Genomic DNA, 24,105 nt, shown 5'->3' with positions numbered 1-24,105 from the left:
CATTTAAAACAGAGCCAAATATAAAATAAACAGCACCTCTAAAATTTTTAGAGGTGCTAATATTGTCATTAAGTATAATTAATAGATATTATCTATTGTTTTTTATTTCATCTAAACAATTAGTACAAACATTTTTTCCTTTATAGTTTATAACGTCTCTTGCATCTCCGCAGAATATACAAGCTGGTTCATATTTTTTAAGGATTATTTGTTCACCGTCTACATAAATTTCTAAAGCGTCTTTTTCAGCAATATCTAAAGTTCTTCTTAATTCTATTGGAATAACAATTCTACCTAATTCATCTACTCTTCTAACTACACCTGTTGATTTCATAAAAATTCCTCCTAATTACAATGTTCGACATTCTACTCTGACATATTACCAAGTATGTAATATAAAGTCAATATATATTTTATGTTTTTTGTATAATAAGTTACAAATTTCAACTTTAATAAACATTATATATAAAATATACTACCATATTTTAGAAATGTCAATAGAATTTTTAGAATTTTTTACTATACAATATAAGATGATTTTAATATAAAAAATTGCATTACTACTGAGGTTAAATGGGATAAGCCTATATTAAAATAAAAAAAGTAAAAACAATTAGTAAAAATTAGAAAATATGGATAATTACCAATTTGTCATATAAATATTAAAAAACACAAAAAAATTTAAAAATATATAAAAAAACAATGCATATTGTCTTAAACAGACAAAAAATATTATTTTTCCATATAATAATTTAAAACAATTATAAATAAAACAGAAAATATAAAACAATTAAAAAATAGAAATTATAATTTATATACTAAATTTTTGAATTATCATATATAATAAAAACATATTCAGATTATTATAATGGTAAAAATAACTTGTAATAAGTTTATTTTTACTATATAATTTATTTAAATATACTAAGAAAGTGTGGGATATTATATGAATAATCATATGGAGTCGTCTTATATAAAAGAAATAGTTGAAAAAATATCTGAAAATAGTTTAGTTTCATGTGAAGATCTACCAAAGTATGATTTATTTTTATCTCAAGTTATAGACTACTTAAATGATAAATTTATGGATGAAAAATTCACTAATAACATAGTTCAAAATTATATAAAAAGTGAAGTTATCACAAAACCAGAAGATGGTAAAAAACGAGGATACACTAAAATACATTTAGTTCAGCTTGTATTATTAAGTTATATGAGACCAGTGCTAACTACTGATGAAATAAAAAAAGTCTTTAGTTTAGCATTTAACGAAATAAATGAACGAGATGATGATATAATTTGTTGGCAAGATGCTTATAAAATATTTTCAGAAATACAGGATGAAAGTTTAGATGAATATTTAAAAGCATCCTTAGAAAATGAAAAAAAATTAAAAGAAAGAGTTAAATGCTTAAATTTAAAAGAATCAGAAGAAGAAAGAATAACAGTCTTTCTATTAGTTTTATCATTAATAGCAGAAGCAAGTGTAATTAAGAAATTAGTGCAAAAAATAGTAAATGAATATCATGCAGATTAGGCATATGAAAATAAATAATAAATCAAAGATGCAATGGATATTTTGTAAAATACAATGACTTGGGTTCTGCCAATAGTTGTGCTATTAGTAAGGTTCAAAGGAAGAAGCAGTTCATAAAATAAACTAGTATGCTGACTAGTTATTTATTTGAATGTGCATTAATTAAATAAGAGGAATAAGAGTATGAAGAGATTAATTAAACACTTACTCAAATAAATTATAATTTATTTGAGTAAGTGTTTTTTAAAGAAATATAATAAGTTTTGTAATATTTTATTATATTTATACAAAAAATACTCTTATACATGTTATTTTAAAGTAGTATTAGTGTACACTTTTTGTTTTTTGTTCATATAAAATAAAAAGTTTATTTATCTATTTAAGTATGTTAAAATATTCATGTTAGTTTATCAAAAGAAGTAGCTTTATGATAACTAATTTAATGAGATAAGATAATTTTTATAAATAATTAATATTTAGAATTTAAATATTTGTTATAATTTAGTAGAAATGAATTATCAAAACAATAAATTGGTAATATAAGTAAAATCAAAGGAGCGAGGAAAATGAATATTCCATTAATTGATTTAAAAGCTCAATATAAGTCTATTTCTGAAGATTTAGATAGAGTAACTAAGGAAGTATTATCTTCTGCAAATTATATTATGGGAAAAAATGTATCTGATTTTGAAAAGGATTTTGCAGATTATATAGGCGTTAAGCATGCTATTTCAGTAGGAAATGGAACAGATGCATTAGTTATTGCATTAAAATCTTTAGGAATTGGAGCAGGTGATGAAGTAATAACTTCAACATTTACTTACTTTGCTTCAGCTGAATGTATATCTGCTGTAGGAGCAAAGCCAGTTTTTGTAGATGCAGAAAAAGATACTTTTAATATAGATCCAAGCAAAATAGAAGAAAAAATTACTGAAAAAACAAAAGCAATTATACCTGTTCATATCTTTGGACAAAGTGCTGATATGGATGAAATAAATAAAATAGCTAAAAAATATAACTTAAAAGTTATTGAAGATGCTTGTCAAGCGGTTGGGGCTAAATATAAAGGAAAAATGATAGGGGCATTAAGTGACATAGCTTGTTTTTCATTCTTCCCAACAAAGAACCTTTCATGTGCTGGTGATGGTGGTATGATAGTAACATCTGATGATAATATAGCAACTATAGCTAGAGCATTAAGAACTCATGGAAGTGGAGAAACAGGACAAAAAGCATATAATTTATTAAATAATATAAATGAAGATATAGATAGATCTAATACTGGGGATGATACAGTATATAATCCATTAAAGTACTACAATTATTTAATAGGATATAACTCTAGATTAGATGCTATTCAAGCAGCAATATTAAAGGTGAAATTGCCTCATTTAGATAAATGGAATTCAAAGAGAAAAGAAATAGCAAAAATATATGATGAAAACTTTAAAGATTCAAAAGTCGTTACACCAAGTGTTAGACAAGAAAATGAATCAGTATATCATCAATATGTATTACAAACAGAAGATAGAGAAAAAATGTTAAATAAACTTAAAGATAAAGGTGTGGCAGCAGGGGTATATTATCCAGTTCCATTACATTTACAAAAAGTATATCAAGATCTTGGATATAAAGAAGGGGATATGCCAGTTGCAGAATATCTTTCACATAGAACATTCGCAATTCCTGTTTATCCAGAATTAACAGAAGAGCAAATAAGATATATAATTGATTCTATAAAGGAATAGAGAGGTATAATTTATGGATAAGAAGTATTTTGTACATGAGTCCAGTTATATAGATGATAATGTTGAAATAGGAGAAGGAACAAAAATATGGCATTTTTCTCATATTATGAGTAATTCTATAATGGGTGAAAAATGTAATATAGGTCAAAATGTAGTTATATCTCCTGGCGTAAAACTAGGTAATGGAGTTAAAATACAAAATAATGTATCTGTGTATACTGGCGTTATTTGTGAAGATGATGTATTTTTAGGACCATCTTGTGTATTTACTAATGTAATAAATCCTAGAAGTTTTATAGAAAGAAAAAGTGAATATAAAAAGACTATTATAGGAAAAGGTTCATCAATTGGAGCAAATGTAACAATAGTATGTGGTCATAACATAGGAAAGTATGCTTTGATTGGAGCAGGAGCTGTAGTTACTAAAAATATACCAGATTATGCTTTAGTTGTTGGAAATCCAGCAATAGTTAAAGGATATGTATGTAAATGTGGCTCAAAGTTAGATTTTAAAAATAACAAAGCAATTTGTGAAAGTTGTAATGAAGAATATCTAAAATCTGATGAAAAAGTTGAGTGTGTAGATTTAGGAGGTATAAAATAGATGTCAGGATTAAAGCAAAAATTATTAGAAAAAATAAATAATAGAACTGCTAAAGTAGGCGTAGTTGGATTAGGATATGTTGGTTTACCATTAGCTGTAGAAAAAGCAAGTGCGGGATATGAAACTATTGGATTCGATGTTCAAGACCAAAAAGTTAAAATGGTTAATGAAGGTAGTAATTACATAGGTGATGTAGTAGATGAAAAGTTAAAAATGTTAGTTGATGATAAAATACTAAGAGCTACTACAGATTTTAGCTTTGTAAAAAATGTAGATACTATTTGTATATGTGTACCTACACCACTTGATTTATATAAGCAACCAGATTTATCATATGTAGTAGAATCAACTAAAAGTGTTGCACAATATATGCATAAAGGTATGTTAATAGTACTTGAAAGTACTACTTATCCAGGAACAACAGAAGAAGTTCTTAAACCTATATTAGAAGAAAGTGGATTAAAATGTGGAGAAGACTTTTTCTTAGCATTCTCACCAGAAAGAGTTGACCCAGGTAATAAAAACTTTAACACTAAGAATACACCTAAGGTTGTTGGAGGATGTAGTGCAGATTGTACAGAAGTTGCAGCAGCATTATATAGAAATATTTTAGAAGGTGAAATACATACTGTTTCATCACCAGCAGTAGCTGAAATGGAAAAAATATTAGAAAATACATTTAGAAATATTAACATTGGATTAGCTAATGAAATGGCTATACTATGTAACAGAATGGGAATTGATGTATGGGAAGTTATAGATGCAGCTAAAACTAAACCATATGGATTTATGCCATTTTATCCAGGTCCAGGTCTTGGAGGACACTGTATACCGCTTGACCCATTTTACTTAGAATGGAAAGCAAAGGAATATGATTATCATACAAGATTAATAGAAACTTCAGGAGAAATAAATGATTCAATGCCTGAATTTGTATTAGATAATGTAATGAAAATATTAAACAAACATAAAAAAGCACTTAATGGATCAAAAGTTCTAGTATTAGGAGTTGCATATAAGAATGATATCGATGATTATAGAGAATCACCAGCATTTAAAGTTATTGAACTTTTAGAAAAAAATGGAGCAGATGTTATTGTAAATGATCCATATTGTGAAGTTTCCAAATATAAGAATAAAGTCTATAATTCTGTAGATTGGAAAGAAGTAATTGATGACAGCGATATTGTTATAGTAACAACTAACCATAGCTGTTATGATTATGAAGATATAGTAAGTAAGGCTAAAGTTGTTTATGATACAAGAAATGCAACTAAGAATGTAGTTAACAATAGAGATAAGATTTATAAATTATAGAATTATATTGATTTAGATACTAATCTATGTTTTGAGAAAATGTCAATATTGTTCTAAAACATAGCAAAAATATTTAAAGTTTAGTTTATTATAGGATTTAGTGCTCAGTAAGCATTAAGTCCTATAATTTTGTTGAAAACATGAATATTTATTTAAAATAAACTTTATTTTTATATTATGAATATTTTATAAATTTTATCTATAAAATATGAGAATAGAGATATAATGTTTAATGGGTAAAGATTTTAAATATTTTAATTAGTAAGCTTTGTAGGAAATTATGAAATCTGTTTATGGCTTGTTATCATAATTAATTCATTTAAAGGGATAAAGGGAATGTGGTATAAATATAATTTTATATAAGAATTAAATGAGATGATAATATCTAAAGATAGGAAATGGTGATTTAATGAGTCATACGAAGATGAGTTTAAGAGAAAAATTAAGATTATTATTACACTTGATTGTAAAAGTAAAAAATGATGATATTTTTGCATTAGCATCTCAATTAGCATATTATTTACTTTTATCATTCTTTCCATTTATTATTTTCTTAATAACGTTAATAGGATTTAGTAATATGGATTCTATACAAGTATTAAATGGAATAAAAGCTATAGTTCCAGAAGCGGTATTTGAATTAACTTCATCTATAATAGTTGAGGTTTTTGATAAACAATATACAGGTTTATTAGGAATCTCAATTTTATTAGCTTTATGGACTTCATCATCAGGTTTTAGAGCTGTAATTAAAGGTGTTAATAAAGCTTATGGTTTTAAAGAAAAGAGATCATTTATAAAAAGACTAATAATTTCTATGCTTAGTGTAGTAGCATTGGCAGTAATTATAATATTATCATTGTCTATGCTTGTATTTGGAAATGTAATAGGAAGTTATTTGGTAAAAATGATTCCTTTTACAAAAATAATTATGATTTTATGGAATATATGTAGATATGCTTTTGTTGTGATTATGATGATATTTATATTTGCGTCAATATATAGATTTACTCCGTCAAAAAGATTAAAATGGAGAGAAGTAATACCAGGATCTATATTTAGTACAATAGGATGGATAATAACATCTTATGGATTTTCTTTTTATATAGATAATTTTAGGAATTTTTCTAGATTTTATGGGAGTCTTGGAGCTGTTTTTATATTGATGACTTGGTTGTTTTTAGTTTCAATTTTATTTATTTTAGGAGTAGAAATAAATTGTGTGTTAGATGAATTTAAAAACCAATTATAAGAATATTGTATTTTACTGAATATAATTACATTAACTGGATAGAATCAATAAAGAAATATTCAGGAGGTGTAATATAATGAATAAAATAGTATTAGTAGGAAATTTTATAAAGGACCCTGAACTTATGTATACTGAAAAAGATAGTAAAACATACAGTAAATTTATAATAGCTGTAGATAGACCATTTAAAAGTTTAGATGGTACTAGAAAAGCTGATTTAATTCCCATAGTAGTATGGGGCAAAAAAGCAGAAGTTATATGTCGCTATATGAAAAAGGGCGATAGTATAAGTTTAAGTGGTAGATTAAGAACTGGAAGTTATGAAGATAAAGACGGAAATAAGAAATACATAGCAGAAGTTGTTGGTGAAGACTTTAAGTTCTTAGGAAACAAAAGGCCGGAAAAAGTTATTGCAGAAAATTAAAATAATATATAATTTTAATTTTCTGCAAGTGAATAAAATTGAAGTGAACTCTGTTAAGTAGATACAGTAAAAAATACTGTTGTAAAACCTACTTGACGGAGTTATTTTTATTCTTTAGGACTTTATTTTATTTATAAAGTTTTAAAATATTAGAAAAATTTAAGAAATAATATACCAAATATTGAATTAATAAATAAATGTGATATAATAAATAATGTAAACGATAACTAAAAAGTTTTCAGTTTTCAATTTTCAATTATGGTTACAATGAAATTTATGGGGTTAAAATGGGAAAAAATAAACCATCTTAAAATAGATTTAGGCTATTTAAGGTGGTTTATTTTTATTCTATAATAATGTATAAACATATATAAATATAAGATATATATTAAAATTAAAATTAAATTATTGCAATTAGATTAATATTCGACAAATACTTTAAATTTAATTTTAAATATATTTATTTATACGGTGATAAATAGCAAGTTTGAAAATTTATTGTCAATAAAAAATATATAAATAACTAATTATCGGGACATGCTTTGACATTTTATAAAAGGTTAATGTGATAATATTAACATGTGTTACAAATTTAAAAGGGGTTGAGTAATTATATGGATATTATAGAAGAATATACATCTATAGATACTGAAAACAATTTTGAGTATAAATATAGGTTAACCAAATCACTGTATAAAGGAATAACAGGATATGGCATAGAAGTACAAAGCCAAAACTCAAATACCACTAATGAGGTATTTTATGAAAAGGATTCAGTAAATTTAATTTCTATAAATAGACACAATGTTAAAGCTTTACTTACTAAATTATATGAAAACAGAGTTTCACCACTACATCTTATAGACATTATTGGTGAGTATGTAGACGAGCATGTATGTGAATTTGACAATTTTACTTCAAAGGAAGTTGCAAATTAATTGTTAAATATTACTTAAATACTTTATTTAGTATATACTAAATAAAGTAACTTTCTGAGAAAGGGGTAATATTTTGATAAGAGGAATTGGAACAGATATAATAGAAATTGAAAGAATAAAAAAAGCTATTGAAAGTAATCCAAATTTTATAAATAGATTTTTTACGCAAAAAGAGATTGAATACTTTAAATTAAGAAGATTTAATGCTAATACTATATCAGGAAATTTTGCAGCAAAAGAAGCTGTAAGTAAAGCATTAGGTAGCGGTTTTAGAGGATTTGGATTGAAGGATATAGAGGTATTAAGAGATGAACTAGGAAAGCCAATAGTGAATTTAAGTGATAAATTATATAAAATGTTTAATTTAGATAATTATAATATTTTTATAAGTATATCTCATAGTAATACTGACGCTATAGCATATGCAATAATAGAGGTGATATAACATGGAAATTATGTCTTCTAAAAAGTGTAAACTAATTGATGAGCTAACAATTAATGAAATAGGAATTCCTAGTATTGTTTTAATGGAAAATGCAGCTATATCAATATATAAGGAAATATATAATATGGGTGATAGTTTTCTTGTAATATGTGGTCAAGGAAATAATGGTGGAGATGGTTTAGCGATTTCTAGACATTTATTCAATAATGGTAAGAAGGTAAAAGTTTATATTGTTGGAGTTAATGAAAATTATAGTGATGATTTTAAATTAAATCTAAAAATATTAACCAATCTAGAGAACATAGAAATTAAAAAGATAAGATCAGAAGAAGATATAGATATTAATTTAGTTAACGATATTAAAAAATTTGATGTCGTAGTTGATGCTATTTTTGGTATTGGATTAAATAGGGATCTTAAAGGTTTGTTTAAAACTATTATAGATGAAATTAATGTTAACTCAAATATAATTGTATCAGTAGATGTTCCATCTGGCTTAGATTGTGATGAGGGAGTACCAAAAGGAATTTCAATAAGAGCAAATTATACGTATACATTTGAAGTTATAAAAAAAGGATTCTTAAGTTATAAAGCAATTGAATATTTAGGAAATATTAAAGTTGTAAATATAGGTATTCCCCAAAAAATTAAAAAACAAAATAATGATGGAATTTGTATATTAGATGATCCTGAATATAAAAAGTTAATCCCAAAAAGAAATATTTATGGACATAAAGGAAACTATGGTAGAGCAATTATAATTGCAGGTAGCAGTGGGTTTACAGGGGCAGCATTTATAACTACTGAATGTACAGTTAGAAGTGGTGCTGGATTAGTAACTTTAGTTTGTCCTAAAGAAATACAACCTATATTATCTAATAAATTGATAGAGGCTATGACTTTAAATACAGAAGATGAAAAATTAAATGAGCTATTAAAAGGAGCTCAAGTCATTGCCATTGGACCAGGACTTGGAACTGGAGAAAAAGAGAAACAACTATTTGAAAAGGTTGTAAAGCAAACAACTTGTCCAATAATCATTGATGCAGACGCAATAACATTATTGTCAAAAAATAAGTCATTACTAAAATATTTAGAAAATAGAGCAATTATGACACCACATCCAGGAGAATTAGCTAGATTTTTAGATATAAAAATTAGTGAAGTTGAAGATGATAGAATTAGCGTAGTAAAGAAATTTTTTAAGGATTACAGAATAAATTTATTGTTAAAGGGTTATAAGACAGTAATTTGTGTTCATAATAAAACTTACATAAATGAAACGGGTAATAGCAAAATGGCATCAGGTGGAATGGGTGATGCCTTAACAGGAATAATAACTGGACTAATATCTCAAGGAGTAAACATTGAAGAAGCAACTGTTTTAGGAACTTATATACATGGAAAATTGGCTGATGAAATTTCGCAAAACTCTTTTATAGTTAATGCAAGAGATATTATTAATAATTTACCAACAAAAATTAATAACATTCTTAATTAATTAAGAATAAAATAAAAAAACTTTTCATAATAGTAATAAAGTATTAATAAAGCTTTGGAGGATTAATGGAAAAGAAAAAAAAGACAATTAAAAGTAAAATGCTTTTATCTACTTTATTACTTATACCAATTATCACTATTCTATTGATAGTTTTATTTAGACATATTTTACTTCCGACTAATGAAGACATTTTAAATTATGTTAAGAACATAAAAGAATATAGTACAGGCGTAGAATATATATTTAAAAATTCAAGAGGTGAAATTAAAGAATTAACTACACAATATTATAGCGATAATAAAGGATTGAGAATTGAATTTGGACAAGATAACAAAACAATAAAAGTATATAACAGCGGAGAAATACAAGTTAAGGACTATCAAGGTGATGAATTTAAACTTGATGGGAATATGGACGTTATTTATCCACTAGCATCAATAAACAATATTTTATCTAATAAGATGTTAGGTGAAATAAAAGAAAACGTTAAAGAATGGGGTGATGGAAACTACCTGGAAATTGATTTGAAGTATGATATGAATAATAAACATTTTGAAAAAGGAAAATTTTATATAGATAAAAAAACAAAGTCACCTATATTATTAAAAATATTTGATATTAACGGAATTGAAAGAGTTATTATAACTTATAAAGATTTTAAAATTGAAAAGAATTTAAGTGATGAGTTGTTTTAATCAATATATGTTTTTTAAGATAACCTATGATGATAAGGAAGAATGGAAACCACATAAAAATTGAAATTTTTATATTATCTTTGTAGTTAATGTTCTTCCTAAGAATTAAATAAGTAAAAAACATTGGAATTAAATAAAATTAAGCCATATTAATATCAAAATAACATTAGCTTAAAATTATTTTATAGAAAGTATCATAAAGATACATACGTTTTAAGTAAATAATTGTTACAAATAATATAAATAAATAAAACTCTTAGTTTAATAAAAAATATATAACAAAAAAAGGACAATTCTTTTGACAAATTGACATAATTTGCAATATAATAGATATATACATAGGATTTTTACTACTATGGAGGAGAAATTATGTCACATTTTAAGGATAATAAAAAAAATTACGATATATTTTGTACAAATAAAAAAAAGAGTGAATTTATGAGCGACTCAATAATATTATATATTGATGATACGATTGAAGATATGAGTTTAGTCGATTTTGAATACTCAATGATAAAGGGTTATCAAGATATGGCAGAATTAAATTTGGAACTTTCTAGAGATGGGGTTGAAAAGCTATTAAGTGATATTAATGAATATGAGATATGGCTTTGCGGAGAGTGATTATTTGAAATGGCAACTATGGTAGTAAAAAGAGGAGATATATTTTATGCTGATTTAAGTCCTGTTATAGGATCTGAACAAGGCGGAATACGTCCCGTTATTATAATACAAAACGATATAGGAAATAGATATAGTCCTACTGTTATTGTAGCAGCAATAACATCACAAATAAACAAGGCTAAACTACCTACTCATGTTGAAATATCTTCAGAGGAGTATGGTTTAAATAGGGATTCAGTTGTATTATTAGAACAAATAAGGACTTTAGATAAACGAAGATTAAAGGAAAAAATTGGACATATGACTGATTGTGATATGAAGAAAGTCAATAAATCTTTGATTATAAGTCTAAATCTTAATTAAAAAAAAGGATAGAGTGAATCTATCCTTTTAAAGCATACAGAGACACTTTCTATAGTAATAGCATATAAACTAAGGAAAGTGTCTTTTATTATATAATAAATTAAATTTTTACTTTAGCTAAAGATTCTTTTATTTAAAACATATCTAATTTATAAAAAAGGAGATGTTTCAGTGTTTGATGATTATAAACCAAAAGATAAATTTAGTAGAAAAGAACGAGTATATAAAAAGTTAAAAGATCTTACTAAAACTATAAATTTTAGTGAAACGTTAGAAGAAAAAATAGGATTTGAAGCTAGTTACATAGCTAAAGAATTAAATATATCTAGAAATAATGTGAGTAAAGAATTAAATTGTCTTGTAAATGAAGAGCTGGCAGTTAAAATTCAGGGCAAACCAGTATTATATCTAGATAAGATTTATTTAGAACTAAAATTTGGTATAACTATAAAAGAATCAGTAATAGCCCAATATAGTTCATTAAGTAAAATATTAACAAATGAAATAAGTTTGAAAAAAGATGAAGAGTTTAAAAATATAAAAGATATTAGAGAATTAGATAAAGAAAAACTACCTAAATATAAAAAAACTATTTTTAAAAGCATAATTGGTAGTGAAGATTCATTAAAATCACAAATTAAGCAAGCAAAAGCAACAATATTATATCCACCTAATGGATTACATACTTTATTAATCGGACCTACAGGTGTTGGGAAAACTACATTTGCTGAAGCTATGTATATATATGCAATAGAATCAGGAAAACTTACGAAGGATTCTCCATATATTATATTTAATTGTGCAGATTATGCAGAAAATTCTCAGCTTTTACTTTCACATTTATTTGGACATGTAAAAGGAGCATTTACTGGTGCAAGTTGTGAAAAAAAAGGATTGGTAGATCAAGCTAATGGTGGAATATTATTTTTAGATGAGGTACATCGTCTATCTCCGGAAGGACAGGAAATGCTATTTTCATTAATGGATAGGGGAAGCTATAGGAGATTAGGAGAATCTGAGAATGCAAGAAAAGCTAACATATTATTTATAGCAGCAACAACAGAAAATCCTAAATCAGCTATTTTAGGAACATTTTTAAGAAGAATTCCTGTAACAATTAAGCTGCCTAGTTTAAGTAAACGTTCACTAAAGGAACGAATGGAGCTTATTTGCCAATTTTTTAAAAATGAATCTGTAAAAATTAAGGCTCCATTAAAAGTATCTAAAGAAGTATTAAAAGTATTACTACTTTATAAATGTCCTGGTAATATCGGTCAGTTAAAGAATGATATTCAACTTATTTGTGCTAATGCATTTGTTGAATATATTACAGAAGAATATGAATATGTATATGTAAAGTTATCTCAAATTTCTCAAAGATTTAAAGAAGGTTTATTTACAATTGAAGATAAAAGACAAGAACTAATTAAATATTTTGATTTAAATGATTTTGAATCTATAATATTTAATGGTTCAAGCGAAGAATCAGACGACAATTTAAATGGATTATTATTGTATGACAACTATAATACTGAAGGGGATTTTTATGATTTAATGTTACAAAAAGCTCAGAAGTTTTATGTAGACGGATTATCTATAAAACAGATTAGGGAAAATATAGTTAATCAAATCCAATATAGATTTAATAATACAGCATCTATAGAAAAATCTGAAGACTTAGAACTTGATAAAGAAGTATTATCCAAAATAGTAACACCAGAGATTGTTGAGATTATTAAAGAATCATTTGTAGAAGATTCACATGACTGTATTAAGAATATAGATACTAAATTAATGTATAGTTTGGCATTACATATAGAAACTCTTTTGGAACGATTAAGAATAGGAAACATAGTTATATACCCTAAATCTGAAGATAATTATAAAAATTATAAACAAGAATACAATCTTGCAACATTAATAAAATCTAAAATAGAAGAAAAATTTTTTGTTAAAATACCTAATGATGAATTAGCATTTATAACTATGTTCTTGCGTTCTGTAAATACTAAAAAAGAACATGGAAATATTCAAGTTTTAGTAATTGCGCATGGTCATGGAACTGCAACTAATATGGTTGATGTTGCAAAGACGCTTTTAGGATATGATTGTATACATGCATTAGATATGCCATTAGAAGAAAAAGTTGAGGTAACTTTAAAGAAAGCTATAAATACAGTTAGTAAAATAAATAAAGGAAGTGGAGTTTTACTACTAGTTGATATGGGATCTTTAGCCACATTTGGAGATGTGATTACGGAAAAAACAGGAATAGAAACAAGAACTATAAAAATGGTTAGTACACCTATGGTTATTGAAGCAGCAAGAAAAGCTATGACTTCAAATATAAATATGGATATATTAGTGAATAATATAGAGAATGTTAGCTCATTAATTGGAGGTAGAGTAAAAGTAAACACAGAAAATATAGATTCAAGAAATTTGGAAATAGGAAGTAATTATGAAAATATAAATTGGAAAAAACATATTATAAAGTTATTAGATGAGGCACTTACATTCTTAAATGTTGAAAAAGCATCAGAAATATTAAATCAAGTTTTAGAAAAAATAGCTGCAGATTGTGGTAATAAAATTGATGATAGCTTGTATATAAAATTTTTATTTCATTGTTCTTGTATGATAGAACGAGTTATAAGAAATGAGTCTTTACCATATAAAAAATTTTTAACAATAAAAAATAGTAAGAATAAACTTTTTAATATTATAAAAAACAATTTTGAATTAGTTGAAGAGATATTTGGGATTTCTATTCCTGACTCAGAATTAGCATACATAGTTGAGATGGTTGATATTAGTTTTAATATAACAAAAAATTAAAGTTATGTTTAGTAGGGTTTTGATATTTTAGTATAAGGGCGAACTGGCGTTGGAATTTGCTTTTTAGAACTGTTAAGTGAGAATCTAAATTTTATATTTAGCTTTTCGAACTTACTCAGCGAATGTACATGAGTCGAGTTTCATTTTTAACTTCTGTCCATGAGCTTTATACTACAATATCAACACACATTTAAAACAGAGCCGAAATTAAAAAAATGTGTATTTATATAAATAAAAAACTAAATGTGTATTTGCATTTAGTTTTTTTTAATACACGTTTAATACACATTTAATACACATAGAGTGATACTAAATTAAAATGTATATAATTAATTTATTTAGCATTAAATAAAATTATTTTATGAAATATTATATGATTTTTGTTTATTTAAACGTTAACATTACTGGGGTTAAAGGGATATCTATTATAGAATATTATTTTTGATACACATTATATTAATTTTTTGGCAAGGGACTTGCTTAATAAATAAGTATAAGAAAAACTAAGGAGGTGTCAAGGCAAGATGATAGGAATTTTATTGGTGACTCATGGAAAATTTTCAGAAGAAATAGTAAAGAGTGCGGAACTTATTGTAGGAAAACAAGAAAAAATATTAACATTAGGACTTCAACATGGAGATAGTGTTGAAATGTTAGGTGATAAGGTTAAGGAGTCAGTTCAATCTTTAGAAGATGGTGATGGAGTTTTAGTATTAGTAGACCTTATGGGGGGGAGTCCTTATAATGTAGTTGCTCTAAATTCAAGTAAATTATCAAGTATTAACTTTAGATGTATAACAGGTGTTAATTTACCAATATTACTTGAAGCAATTACAATGAGAGAAGTTTATAACTTAGATGATTTAACTGATCATTGCGTGGAAACAGGAACAAAAGGAATTAAAGAATTATTTAAAGAAATGGAATTATTAAAAAAGAGTAATTAATTAAAAAGGAGAGGATAAATATGTTAAATATTGTTTTAACAAGAATAGATGATAGATTAATACATGGTCAAGTAGCAACAGCTTGGTCTAAAATTACAAAGGCAACTAAAATAATAGTAGTAGATGATGCAGTAGCTCAAGATCCATTTATGGAAATGGTTTTAAAATCAGCGGCACCATCTTCAATTAAAGTTGAAATATACGGAGTAAATGATGCTATTAATGCTTTAAATAAAGATGATGACGGAGAAAGAGTAATAGTTTTAATTAAGACTCCAATGCCTGTTCTTAGTCTTGTAAAAGCTGGAGTAGCAATAAAAGAATTGAATCTTGGAGGAATGGGTGCAAAACAAGGTAGAAAACAATTCTATAAGAATATTTCAGTTTCAGATGAAGAAAAAGAAGCATTTAAAGAGCTTAAGGAATTAGGTGTAAACGTTTTTGTGCAAATTGTTCCTGATGCAAAGCAAATTCAATTAGATAAAATATAACAAATAAACTTTAACTATACATAGGAGGGATCAGTATGAATGTTACAATTTTACAAGCTGTATTAATAGGATTTTTCTATTATATATCATGGAGTCCTTGGTTTACTTATGCAGGATTCTTTACATTTAACAGACCTTTAGTAGCTGGATTTATAACAGGAATAATATTAGGCCATCCTTTAGAAGGTGCATTAATAGGAGCTGGTATAAATGTTATTTATTTAGGATTTATATCAGCAGGAGGAGCTCAAATGGGAGATCCTGCTTTTGCTGGATATGTTGGTACTGCACTTGCAATAATTTCAGATTTAGATATTGAAACTGCAATGGCAATAGCAGTTCCTCTTGGCACTATTGCAACAATTCTATGGATAGGAAAAATGACAATCAACTCATTCTTTGTTCACTGGGCAGATAAAGAAGTTGAAAAAGGAAATATTGATGCCGTCGGATTTATAAATGTAATACCGCCACAAATAGCACTTTTTTTACTAAGCTTCATACCTGCAGCATTAGTTGTATATTATGGACCTAATGCAGTATCAGGACTATTAGAAGTTCTAAGTCCTAATGTATTACATGTATTTAATGTAATAGGTGCAATGTTACCAGCATTAGGTATTGCAATGAACTTAAAATTAATAGGAAACTCATTTACAATGCCATTCTTTGTATTAGGAATCATAATGTCAGTTTGCTTTAAGCTTGATATAGTTATTATATCAATAATAGGAATGGTAATCGCATTAACTGTAACTGCTATAAAGAATAGTAATTCTACTTCTAATGCATAAAAGGAATTTGAGAGGAGGAACTATATATGTCAGAATTAAATGTTATGCCTACAAATAAGCCGGTTGAAAATGATGAAATTAAAACTTTAACCAAAAGAGATGTAATAAAATCTTGGATTAGATGGTTTATGTTTGCACAATCAAATTATAACTATGAAAGAATGCAAGCTACATCCTTTGCACATTCAATGTTACCAATAGTAAAGAAGTTATATAAAGATAAAGAGGATAGAAAATCAGCAGTACAAAGACATTTAGCATTTTTTAATACTGAACCTATTTGTGGATCTGTAATTCATGGTATAACTATAGCTATGGAAGAAGAAAAATCTAATGGTAAGCCAATAAGTGATGAAGGATTTAATGCTATAAAAACAGGATTGATGGGACCTTTAGCAGGCGTTGGTGATACATTAACACAAGGGATTATTACACCTATTTTGCTTGCAATATGTATAGGTATTACTAATACAGGAAATATTGCTGGACCAATAATATTTTTAATATCACAATTTGCTATAATGGGTGGTATATCATTTAGCTTATGGATGAGTGGGTACAACCTTGGTAAAAAAGCTGTGGAACAAATATTACAAGGTGGAAAAATAAATAAAGTAATTGAAACTGCATCTGTACTTGGTACTCTTGTAATGGGTGGTCTTGTTGGTAGATTTGTTGATTTAAAAACTAATATAAGTTTTAATATGGGAGAAGTTGATTTCAGTTTACAAACAGATCTTTTAGATAAATTAATGCCAGGATTAATACCGTTTGCTTTGACATTAATAGTATTACAAATGGTTAAAAAAGGAGTTTCTCCAATTAAAATAATGGGAATACTTATAGGTGCTGGTGCTATTTTAGGAGCTTTAGGTATATTCTAATTAATAAAATTTTTAAACACTATTTAAATTAATAACCATTTAACTCATTATATAATAAATCGATTATCTAAAATACATAAATTATATTTTAAGGTAGGGTGTTGATATCTGCATATGCAAAGTGGATAGAGTAATTGAACTTTACCTACTGTATATATCAACACATATTTAAAACAGAGCCAATAAAAAAATTTCAAATTTAAATATTGTTTTTAAGATAATCCTTAAGTTGTATATGCCATGAAAAACAAATTTCATGGCATATATTAATTATTATGGGTTATCGAAGTGGAAAAAGTATAGCATATTAATAAATAGTGTATACAATATAAGAAAATAACGTATACAATATAATTATTAATATATACAAATATAATAAATCATGATAGAATAAAACTGTTGAAAAATGAAAAGAATATGTTCTAGGTGAGGAATTTAATCATAGGAGGATTATAGTATGAATAATAACAAAGAAAAGCTTCAAGAAATATCAAAGCTTATAAGAAAAGATATAGTAACTATGCTTACTGAATCAGCATCAGGACATCCGGGTGGATCTTTATCAATAGCGGATATAATGAGTGTATTATTTTTTAATGAAATGAACATAGATCCTAAAAATCCTAAGAATCCTGATAGAGATAGATTTGTATTATCAAAAGGACATGCTGCACCAGCTTTATATAGTGCATTAGCAAGAAAAGGTTATTTTGATGTAGAAGAATTAAATACTTTAAGAAAGATAGGATCTAGATTACAAGGACATCCTAATATGAATGATTTACCAGGAATTGATATGTCAACAGGTTCATTAGGACAAGGAATTTCAGCAGCTGTTGGAATGGCATTAGCAGGTAAATTAGATAATAAAAATTATAGAGTTTACACTATATTAGGTGATGGAGAACTTGAAGAAGGTCAAGTTTGGGAAGCATCAATGTCAGCAGCTCACTATAAATTAGATAATTTAACTGCATTTGTAGATTATAATGGACTACAAATAGATGGAAATATTTCAGATGTAATGAATCCAGCTCCAATTGATAAGAAATTTGAAGCTTTTGGATGGAATACTTTAATAATAGATGGTCATGATTATGATCAAATTTTAGCTGCAATCGAAAAAGCTAAAAACACAAAAGGACAACCAACAGTTATAGTATGTAAAACAGTAAAAGGTAAGGGTGTTTCATTCATGGAAAACCAAGCAGGATGGCATGGAGCAGCACCAAGCGTAGAACAACGTGATCAAGCATTAAAAGAAATTGGAGGGGAAAACTAATGGGTAATAAAATAGCAACTAGAGAAGCTTATGGTAAAGCATTAGTAAAACTTTCAAACATGAATAAAGATGTTGTAGTATTAGATGCAGATTTATCAAAGTCAACTAAAACAGCAGATTTTAAAGCAGCTGCACCAGAAAGATTTATAAATATGGGAATAGCAGAAGCTAATATGATGGGAGTTGCATCAGGTCTTTCAACTTGTGGAAAAGTTCCATTTGTTAGTACATTTGCAATGTTTGCAGCAGGTAGAGCATTTGAACAAATTAGAAATTCAATTTGTTATCCAAAACTTAATGTTAAAGTTTGTGCAACACATGCAGGATTAACAGTAGGAGAAGATGGAGCATCTCATCAATCAGTTGAAGATATTTCATTAATGAGAAGTATCCCTAATATGACAGTAATAAATCCAGCAGATGCAATTGAAACTGAAGCAGCTATTTTAGCTGTATCAGAATATAAGGGACCTTGTTATGTAAGACTTGGTAGATTAGCAGTTGAAAATGTAAATGACAATGCTGACTATAAGTTTGAAATAGGAAAAGGTGTAACATTAGCAAATGGAAATGATGTTACTATAGTAGCAACAGGAATAATGGTTAAATTAGCATTAGAAGCTAAAGAAGAATTAGCTAAAGATGGAATAGATGCAAGAGTTATTAATATTCATACTATAAAACCTATAGATTCAGAATTATTAATAAAAGCAGCAAAAGAAACAGGTGCTATTGTTACTGCTGAAGAACATAGCATAATTGGTGGATTAGGTTCTGCTGTATCAGAAGTATTATGTGAAGAAATGCCAGTTCCAGTATTAAAAGTTGGAATTGAAGATACATTTGGTGAAAGTGGAAAGCCAGAACAATTATTAAAAGCATATGGATTAACAACTGAGAAAATAGTTGAAAAAGTTAAAAAAGCAGTATCAATTAAGAGATAATTAATTTTAATTATTAAGGTAGCAATATTTTTATTTATTGCTACCTTATTTTTATTTCTTTGATATAAGTAAAGTATGTGATTTTTTAGGCTAAAAATGTTTAATAATAAGTATAAAATTTTAGATATAGTCAAATTAGATTTAAAATAGTAAAGTAGAAATTTATTTAGCAAAAAGAATATTGATATTGTAAAAAAATAATGGGAAAATATAGAGGAGTTATTACATACTTTGAATAATAAAAGGCAATAGTGGAAATATAGATATATATTTATAAATAGGGGGAATGATTATGAGAAGTTTAATAAGAGAATATGGAATAATGACAATAGGTATAATACTAGTTGCATTAGGAAATGAGTATTTTTTTATACCTAATAAACTTGCTGGTGGTGGAATAACTGGAATAGGTATTATAATAAATGAATTTGCACCTAATATTTCAGTTGGAGGAATAACTTTTATATTAAATACTATATTATTAGTTTTGTCATTTATATTTATAAATGGTGATTTTGGGGTTAAAACAATATATGCAAGTTTAGGATTATCAATAATAATGTGGATTGTAGAGAAATTCTTTAGTCCAGTTGCTATAACAAACGATCTTATAATAGCAACAATATTTGGAACAATAATAGCAGCTTTCGGTATGGCATTAGTTTTTAATCAAAACTCATCTACTGGAGGAACTGATATATTAGCTAAAATGTTAAATAAATTTTTAAATTTAGATATAGGAAAGTCATTGCTTATAGTAGATTTTATTATTACGTTTGCAGCAGCTTTAGTATTTGGAATAGATATAGGTCTATATTCAATGCTTAGTGTAATAATATTAGGAATTCTTGTAGATAACTTTATAGAAGGATTCAATATATGTAAACAAGTAATAATTATTAGTCAAAAAAATGATGAAATTAGCAAATATATAATGGATGTATTAGGTAGAGGCTGTACTTTTTTAAAAGGAATAGGCGGTTTTACTGGAGATAATTCAACAGTTTTGTATGCTGTATTAAGTAGAAATCAGTTTATAAAATTAAAAAGATTTATACAGGAGACAGATTCAAAGGCATTTATAGCAGTTGGAGAAGTGCATGAAGTCTTGGGAGAAGGCTTTAAAGATATACAAATGGATTAAATATAATAGAATTTTTATATTTAAGAAATTTGTATAACATTAAAAACTCTTCTATGATATAATTATTTTGTAAGTTTTACAGAGAAATTGTATAATTTCATCCAAAGGAGAGTTAATATGATTGAGTTTAAAAATATATCGAAAATTTATGATAATAATGTAAAAGCGTTAAGTGATGTAAATATAGAAATAAATTCAGGCGAATTCGTTTTCTTGGTAGGACCAAGTGGATCAGGAAAGTCAACATTTATTAAAATGATATTAAAAGAAGTAGAACCAACTAATGGAAAAATAACAATAGGAAATAAGGATTTATCAGCTATAACTAGAAAGCAAATACCTTATTATAGAAGAAAAATAGGTATGGTGTTTCAAGATTTTAGACTTATACCTAATTTAAATGTATATGAAAATGTTGCATTTGCTATGAGAGTAGTAGAAGCATCACCAAGAGAAATAAGAAGAAGAGTACCTATGGTATTATCATTAGTAGGTTTATCTCATAAATATAAAATGTTTCCTAATGAATTATCTGGTGGAGAGCAACAAAGAGTTTCACTTGCAAGAGCATTAGTAAATAATCCATCTGTTTTAATAGCTGATGAACCAACAGGTAACTTAGATCCAGAAACAGCTAGAGAAATAATGGAATTATTAGATGATATAAATAAATCAGGAACAACTGTCTTAATGGCAACACATGCAAAGGATATCGTTGATTATATGAAAAAGAGAGTTATAGCAATTGATAGAGGAGAAATAGTAAGAGACGAAAAGAGAGGTAAGTACGAAGATGAGAATTAATACAATTACATATTTTATAAAAGATGCATTTACTAGTTTAAAAAGAAATAGAACTATAAGTTTTGCCTCAATACTTACAGTACTTATAACTTTCTTTGTTTTAGGAATATTTATATTATTAGCAGGTAATGTAAACCAAGCTATTAGTAGCGTTAAAGATAAAGTTGATCTTGAAATATTTCTTAAAGATGATATAAAACTTATTGATCAAAGAGAAATAGAATTAAAATTAAGAGAAGTAGATGGCGTAAAAGATGTTATATATCAATCAAAAGAAGAAGCATATAAGAAAGTTCAAAAAACAACAAGTGAAAATGAAGGATTATTACAAGGATATACTTTAGAACATAATCCATTTCCAGCATCATTTACCGTAAAATTAGAATCACCAGAAGATGCAGAAAATATAAGCCAAGCTTTAGATGGATTTACAGGAATTGAAAAAATAGATAATCAAAAAAAGGTTGTTGACGGAATTGTAAAATTGGTAAAAGGTATAAATGTAGTTGGTGGAGCATTATTTATAGTTCTAGTTGGAGTATCTATTTTCTTAATAATGAATACAACTAAATTAACAGTTTATTCAAGAAGAAGAGAAGTTGGAATAATGAAATTTGTAGGAGCCACTGATTGGTTTATAAGATGGCCTTTTATAATAGAAGGTATGGTAATTGGAGTTTTAGGTTCTACATTATCATGTATAGTGTTATTCTTTGCTTATAAGGGAGTGTTTAGTTGGATAGCATCAATGATGATGTTTGTCGCTCTTGTTCCTCCTATATATGTTTTAAAAGTAATGTTATTGGAATTTGTAATTGGTGGAATTTTAGTTGGTGGAATAGCTAGTGCATCAGCTTTAAGAAAATTCTTAATAGTATAATTTCTTATAAATAAGAATAAAATTAACTTATAAATAAAAATAATGGACCAAATATTCTTTAAATATTTTTAATTATTAGAATAAATAGAGTATTAATACTTTGTTTATTCTAATAATATAAATAAGTAAAATAATTAAAGAGTAATGGTTTATTATTTTTTTTAAATGTTTTATATTATATCTATAAGCCAAAATAACTATATAAACAATTAAATAGGTATTGATTTAATATATTGTGGTTGTACATTATTGGATAACGATTTCTAAGTTTTAGATAGTAGTTAAAATTAAAATTTAACAACCTTTAAGAATAAAAAAACAAAATACATATAAATATTAGAAATATTTTTATAACACAGAATACGAAAGGAAGTCTAGAACTGTGAGTGATTTAAGAAGAGACGAAGAAAAGTCTAGAATAAGTAAGACGTGGCGAATAATCATAAGTACTGCTATGTTACTAGTGATTGGAACTGGATGCATATTTGTAGGAAATTATTTAGCAACTAAAGGTATATTATTAACTACAGCTTCACAAAAGGTTTCAAGTGAATTAAAACAAATGAAAGATGTAGATAAATATTCAGCGCTATTTCAAGTAAGGGAAGCTTTAATATCAAAATTTGATGGTGAGATAGATGATAATACATTGCTAGAGGGTGCTATTAAAGGTATGACAGCATCGTTAGAAGATCCATATACAGTATTTATGAATAAAGAAGAGTTTAGTAAGTTTATGGAACAAACTACTGGCAGTTTTATGGGAATAGGAGTTCAAGTTGGAGTAAAGAATGATCAAATAACAATAATATCTCCTATTGAAGGCTCACCAGCAGCTTCAGCAGGATTACAATCTGGTGATGTAATACAAAAAGTAAATGATGTTGAATTAGATGGAACAGATCTTGATAAAGCAATATCTATGATTAGTGGAAAAGAAAAAGCAGAAGTAAAATTAACTATTGCTAGAGGTCAAAATAGTCCATTTGATGTAAATGTAACAAGGGATGTTATAAAAGTTGAATCAATAAAAGGAGAAATGATTGATTCATCTATTGGTTATATACAATTAACATCTTTCATGGATGAAAATATTACTGACGATTTTAAAAACAAGATAAATGAATTAAAGAATTCTGGGATGAAAGGTTTAATATTAGACTTAAGAGGAAATCCAGGTGGATTGCTTTCACAAGCTGTTGGAGTAGCATCTCAATTTATACCAGAGGGAAAAATAATAACATATACTATTGATAAATATAATAATAAAGCTGAATCACCATCTATTGGAGGAATAGCAGAAGGATTTCCATTAGTATTACTTGTTGATGGAGGAAGTGCTAGTGCTTCAGAGGTTGTTACAGGAGCGTTAAGAGATTATAAAGTAGCAACAATTGTTGGAACAACTACATTTGGAAAAGGGATAGTTCAACAACCTATTAGATTTTCAAATGATATAGGTGGACTTAAAGTAACAGTTTCAAAATATTATACCCCTAATGGAGAAAATATTCATAAAAAAGGCATAGCGCCTGATTATGATGTGGAGATACCTAAAGATTTATTTAAAGAAAAATATTCTAGAGATATAGATCCACAATTTAATAAAGCTTTACAGCTTATAACTGAGAAGCTTAATTAGGGGGATT

At 26.6% G+C, this 24,105-nt stretch carries 24 protein-coding genes; 23 read left to right on the top strand and 1 reads right to left on the bottom strand.

Annotated elements, in window-relative coordinates; genetic code table 11:
* Positions 1-88 precede the first annotated feature (88 nt).
* Complete coding sequence (locus NG904_RS02140) at positions 89-334, bottom strand: AbrB/MazE/SpoVT family DNA-binding domain-containing protein (protein WP_003369321.1); 246 nt, start codon at positions 332-334, stop codon at positions 89-91.
* A 612-nt stretch (positions 335-946) separates the two neighbouring features.
* On the opposite strand from NG904_RS02140, the gene NG904_RS02135 reads away from it, so the two are divergent.
* The 23 genes from NG904_RS02135 to NG904_RS02025 all read left to right on the top strand — a co-directional run bounded on the left by NG904_RS02135 (position 947) and on the right by NG904_RS02025 (position 24,098).
* A complete protein-coding gene (locus NG904_RS02135; RefSeq protein ID WP_252211607.1) occupies positions 947-1,537 on the top strand; it encodes a DUF1836 domain-containing protein in 591 nt (196 codons plus the stop codon).
* 566 nt (positions 1,538-2,103) lie between these two features.
* The gene (locus NG904_RS02130) at positions 2,104-3,285 is read left to right on the top strand and encodes a DegT/DnrJ/EryC1/StrS family aminotransferase (protein ID WP_252223963.1); all 1,182 of its coding nucleotides are present in this window, start codon (positions 2,104-2,106) and stop codon (positions 3,283-3,285) included.
* A gap of 13 nt (positions 3,286-3,298) precedes the next feature.
* Positions 3,299-3,889: an acyltransferase gene (locus NG904_RS02125; RefSeq protein ID WP_252211609.1), complete on the top strand. Its 591-nt coding sequence runs from the start codon at positions 3,299-3,301 to the stop codon at positions 3,887-3,889.
* The gene (locus tag NG904_RS02120) at positions 3,890-5,206 is read left to right on the top strand and encodes a nucleotide sugar dehydrogenase (RefSeq protein ID WP_252229467.1); all 1,317 of its coding nucleotides are present in this window, start codon (positions 3,890-3,892) and stop codon (positions 5,204-5,206) included.
* Positions 5,207-5,615: 409 nt separating this feature from the next.
* Positions 5,616-6,458 carry a YihY/virulence factor BrkB family protein gene (locus NG904_RS02115; RefSeq protein ID WP_252211611.1) on the top strand — a complete coding sequence of 281 codons (843 nt, stop codon included), beginning with the start codon at positions 5,616-5,618 and terminating at the stop codon, positions 6,456-6,458.
* Positions 6,459-6,534: 76 nt separating this feature from the next.
* Positions 6,535-6,882: a single-stranded DNA-binding protein gene (locus tag NG904_RS02110; protein ID WP_252211612.1), complete on the top strand. Its 348-nt coding sequence runs from the start codon at positions 6,535-6,537 to the stop codon at positions 6,880-6,882.
* Positions 6,883-7,496: 614 nt separating this feature from the next.
* On the top strand, positions 7,497-7,820 hold the full coding sequence (locus NG904_RS02105; RefSeq protein ID WP_252211613.1) for a DUF6514 family protein: 324 nt from the start codon (positions 7,497-7,499) through the stop codon (positions 7,818-7,820).
* A 73-nt stretch (positions 7,821-7,893) separates the two neighbouring features.
* Positions 7,894-8,265, top strand: a complete 372-nt coding sequence (acpS, locus tag NG904_RS02100; RefSeq protein ID WP_252211614.1) for a holo-ACP synthase — start codon at positions 7,894-7,896, stop codon at positions 8,263-8,265.
* A 1-nt stretch (position 8,266) separates the two neighbouring features.
* Positions 8,267-9,766, top strand: a complete 1,500-nt coding sequence (locus NG904_RS02095; protein ID WP_252223973.1) for an NAD(P)H-hydrate dehydratase — start codon at positions 8,267-8,269, stop codon at positions 9,764-9,766.
* A 65-nt stretch (positions 9,767-9,831) separates the two neighbouring features.
* Positions 9,832-10,461 (top strand): germination lipoprotein GerS-related protein, encoded by a 630-nt coding sequence (locus tag NG904_RS02090; protein WP_252211616.1) that lies wholly within the window; start codon positions 9,832-9,834, stop codon positions 10,459-10,461.
* 369 nt (positions 10,462-10,830) lie between these two features.
* Complete coding sequence (locus NG904_RS02085) at positions 10,831-11,085, top strand: hypothetical protein (protein WP_252211617.1); 255 nt, start codon at positions 10,831-10,833, stop codon at positions 11,083-11,085.
* 9 nt (positions 11,086-11,094) lie between these two features.
* Positions 11,095-11,448 carry a type II toxin-antitoxin system PemK/MazF family toxin gene (locus NG904_RS02080; protein ID WP_286673916.1) on the top strand — a complete coding sequence of 118 codons (354 nt, stop codon included), beginning with the start codon at positions 11,095-11,097 and terminating at the stop codon, positions 11,446-11,448.
* Positions 11,449-11,619: 171 nt separating this feature from the next.
* Entirely contained in the window at positions 11,620-14,286 is a 2,667-nt protein-coding gene (locus tag NG904_RS02075) for a sigma-54-dependent transcriptional regulator (protein ID WP_252229465.1), read from the top strand.
* Between the two features lie 524 nt (positions 14,287-14,810).
* Positions 14,811-15,233, top strand: a complete 423-nt coding sequence (locus NG904_RS02070; protein ID WP_252229462.1) for a PTS sugar transporter subunit IIA — start codon at positions 14,811-14,813, stop codon at positions 15,231-15,233.
* A 20-nt stretch (positions 15,234-15,253) separates the two neighbouring features.
* Positions 15,254-15,724: a PTS sugar transporter subunit IIB gene (locus NG904_RS02065; RefSeq protein ID WP_252211620.1), complete on the top strand. Its 471-nt coding sequence runs from the start codon at positions 15,254-15,256 to the stop codon at positions 15,722-15,724.
* Between the two features lie 35 nt (positions 15,725-15,759).
* The gene (locus tag NG904_RS02060) at positions 15,760-16,518 is read left to right on the top strand and encodes a PTS mannose/fructose/sorbose/N-acetylgalactosamine transporter subunit IIC (RefSeq protein ID WP_252211621.1); all 759 of its coding nucleotides are present in this window, start codon (positions 15,760-15,762) and stop codon (positions 16,516-16,518) included.
* A gap of 26 nt (positions 16,519-16,544) precedes the next feature.
* On the top strand, positions 16,545-17,402 hold the full coding sequence (locus tag NG904_RS02055; protein ID WP_252211622.1) for a PTS system mannose/fructose/sorbose family transporter subunit IID: 858 nt from the start codon (positions 16,545-16,547) through the stop codon (positions 17,400-17,402).
* A gap of 457 nt (positions 17,403-17,859) precedes the next feature.
* The gene (locus NG904_RS02050; RefSeq protein WP_252211623.1) at positions 17,860-18,684 is read left to right on the top strand and encodes a transketolase; all 825 of its coding nucleotides are present in this window, start codon (positions 17,860-17,862) and stop codon (positions 18,682-18,684) included.
* The gene (locus tag NG904_RS02045) at positions 18,684-19,628 is read left to right on the top strand and encodes a transketolase family protein (protein WP_252211624.1); all 945 of its coding nucleotides are present in this window, start codon (positions 18,684-18,686) and stop codon (positions 19,626-19,628) included. The genes NG904_RS02050 and NG904_RS02045 overlap by 1 nt, the downstream gene beginning before the upstream one ends.
* A gap of 292 nt (positions 19,629-19,920) precedes the next feature.
* Positions 19,921-20,772, top strand: a complete 852-nt coding sequence (locus NG904_RS02040) for a YitT family protein (protein WP_252211625.1) — start codon at positions 19,921-19,923, stop codon at positions 20,770-20,772.
* 117 nt (positions 20,773-20,889) lie between these two features.
* On the top strand, positions 20,890-21,576 hold the full coding sequence (gene ftsE, locus NG904_RS02035) for a cell division ATP-binding protein FtsE (RefSeq protein ID WP_252211626.1): 687 nt from the start codon (positions 20,890-20,892) through the stop codon (positions 21,574-21,576).
* The gene (gene ftsX, locus NG904_RS02030; RefSeq protein WP_252211627.1) at positions 21,566-22,456 is read left to right on the top strand and encodes a permease-like cell division protein FtsX; all 891 of its coding nucleotides are present in this window, start codon (positions 21,566-21,568) and stop codon (positions 22,454-22,456) included. The genes ftsE and ftsX overlap by 11 nt, the downstream gene beginning before the upstream one ends.
* Before the next feature lie 382 nt (positions 22,457-22,838).
* Positions 22,839-24,098, top strand: a complete 1,260-nt coding sequence (locus NG904_RS02025; protein ID WP_252229460.1) for a S41 family peptidase — start codon at positions 22,839-22,841, stop codon at positions 24,096-24,098.
* Positions 24,099-24,105: the final 7 nt, after the last annotated feature.

Source organism: Clostridium sp. ZBS15, from assembly GCF_023845705.1.
In the GTDB taxonomy this organism is placed as follows: domain Bacteria; phylum Bacillota; class Clostridia; order Clostridiales; family Clostridiaceae; genus Clostridium; species Clostridium aquiflavi.
Note: the sequence above shows the minus strand (reverse complement) of the source record. Positions and strands in the feature narration are given on the sequence as shown.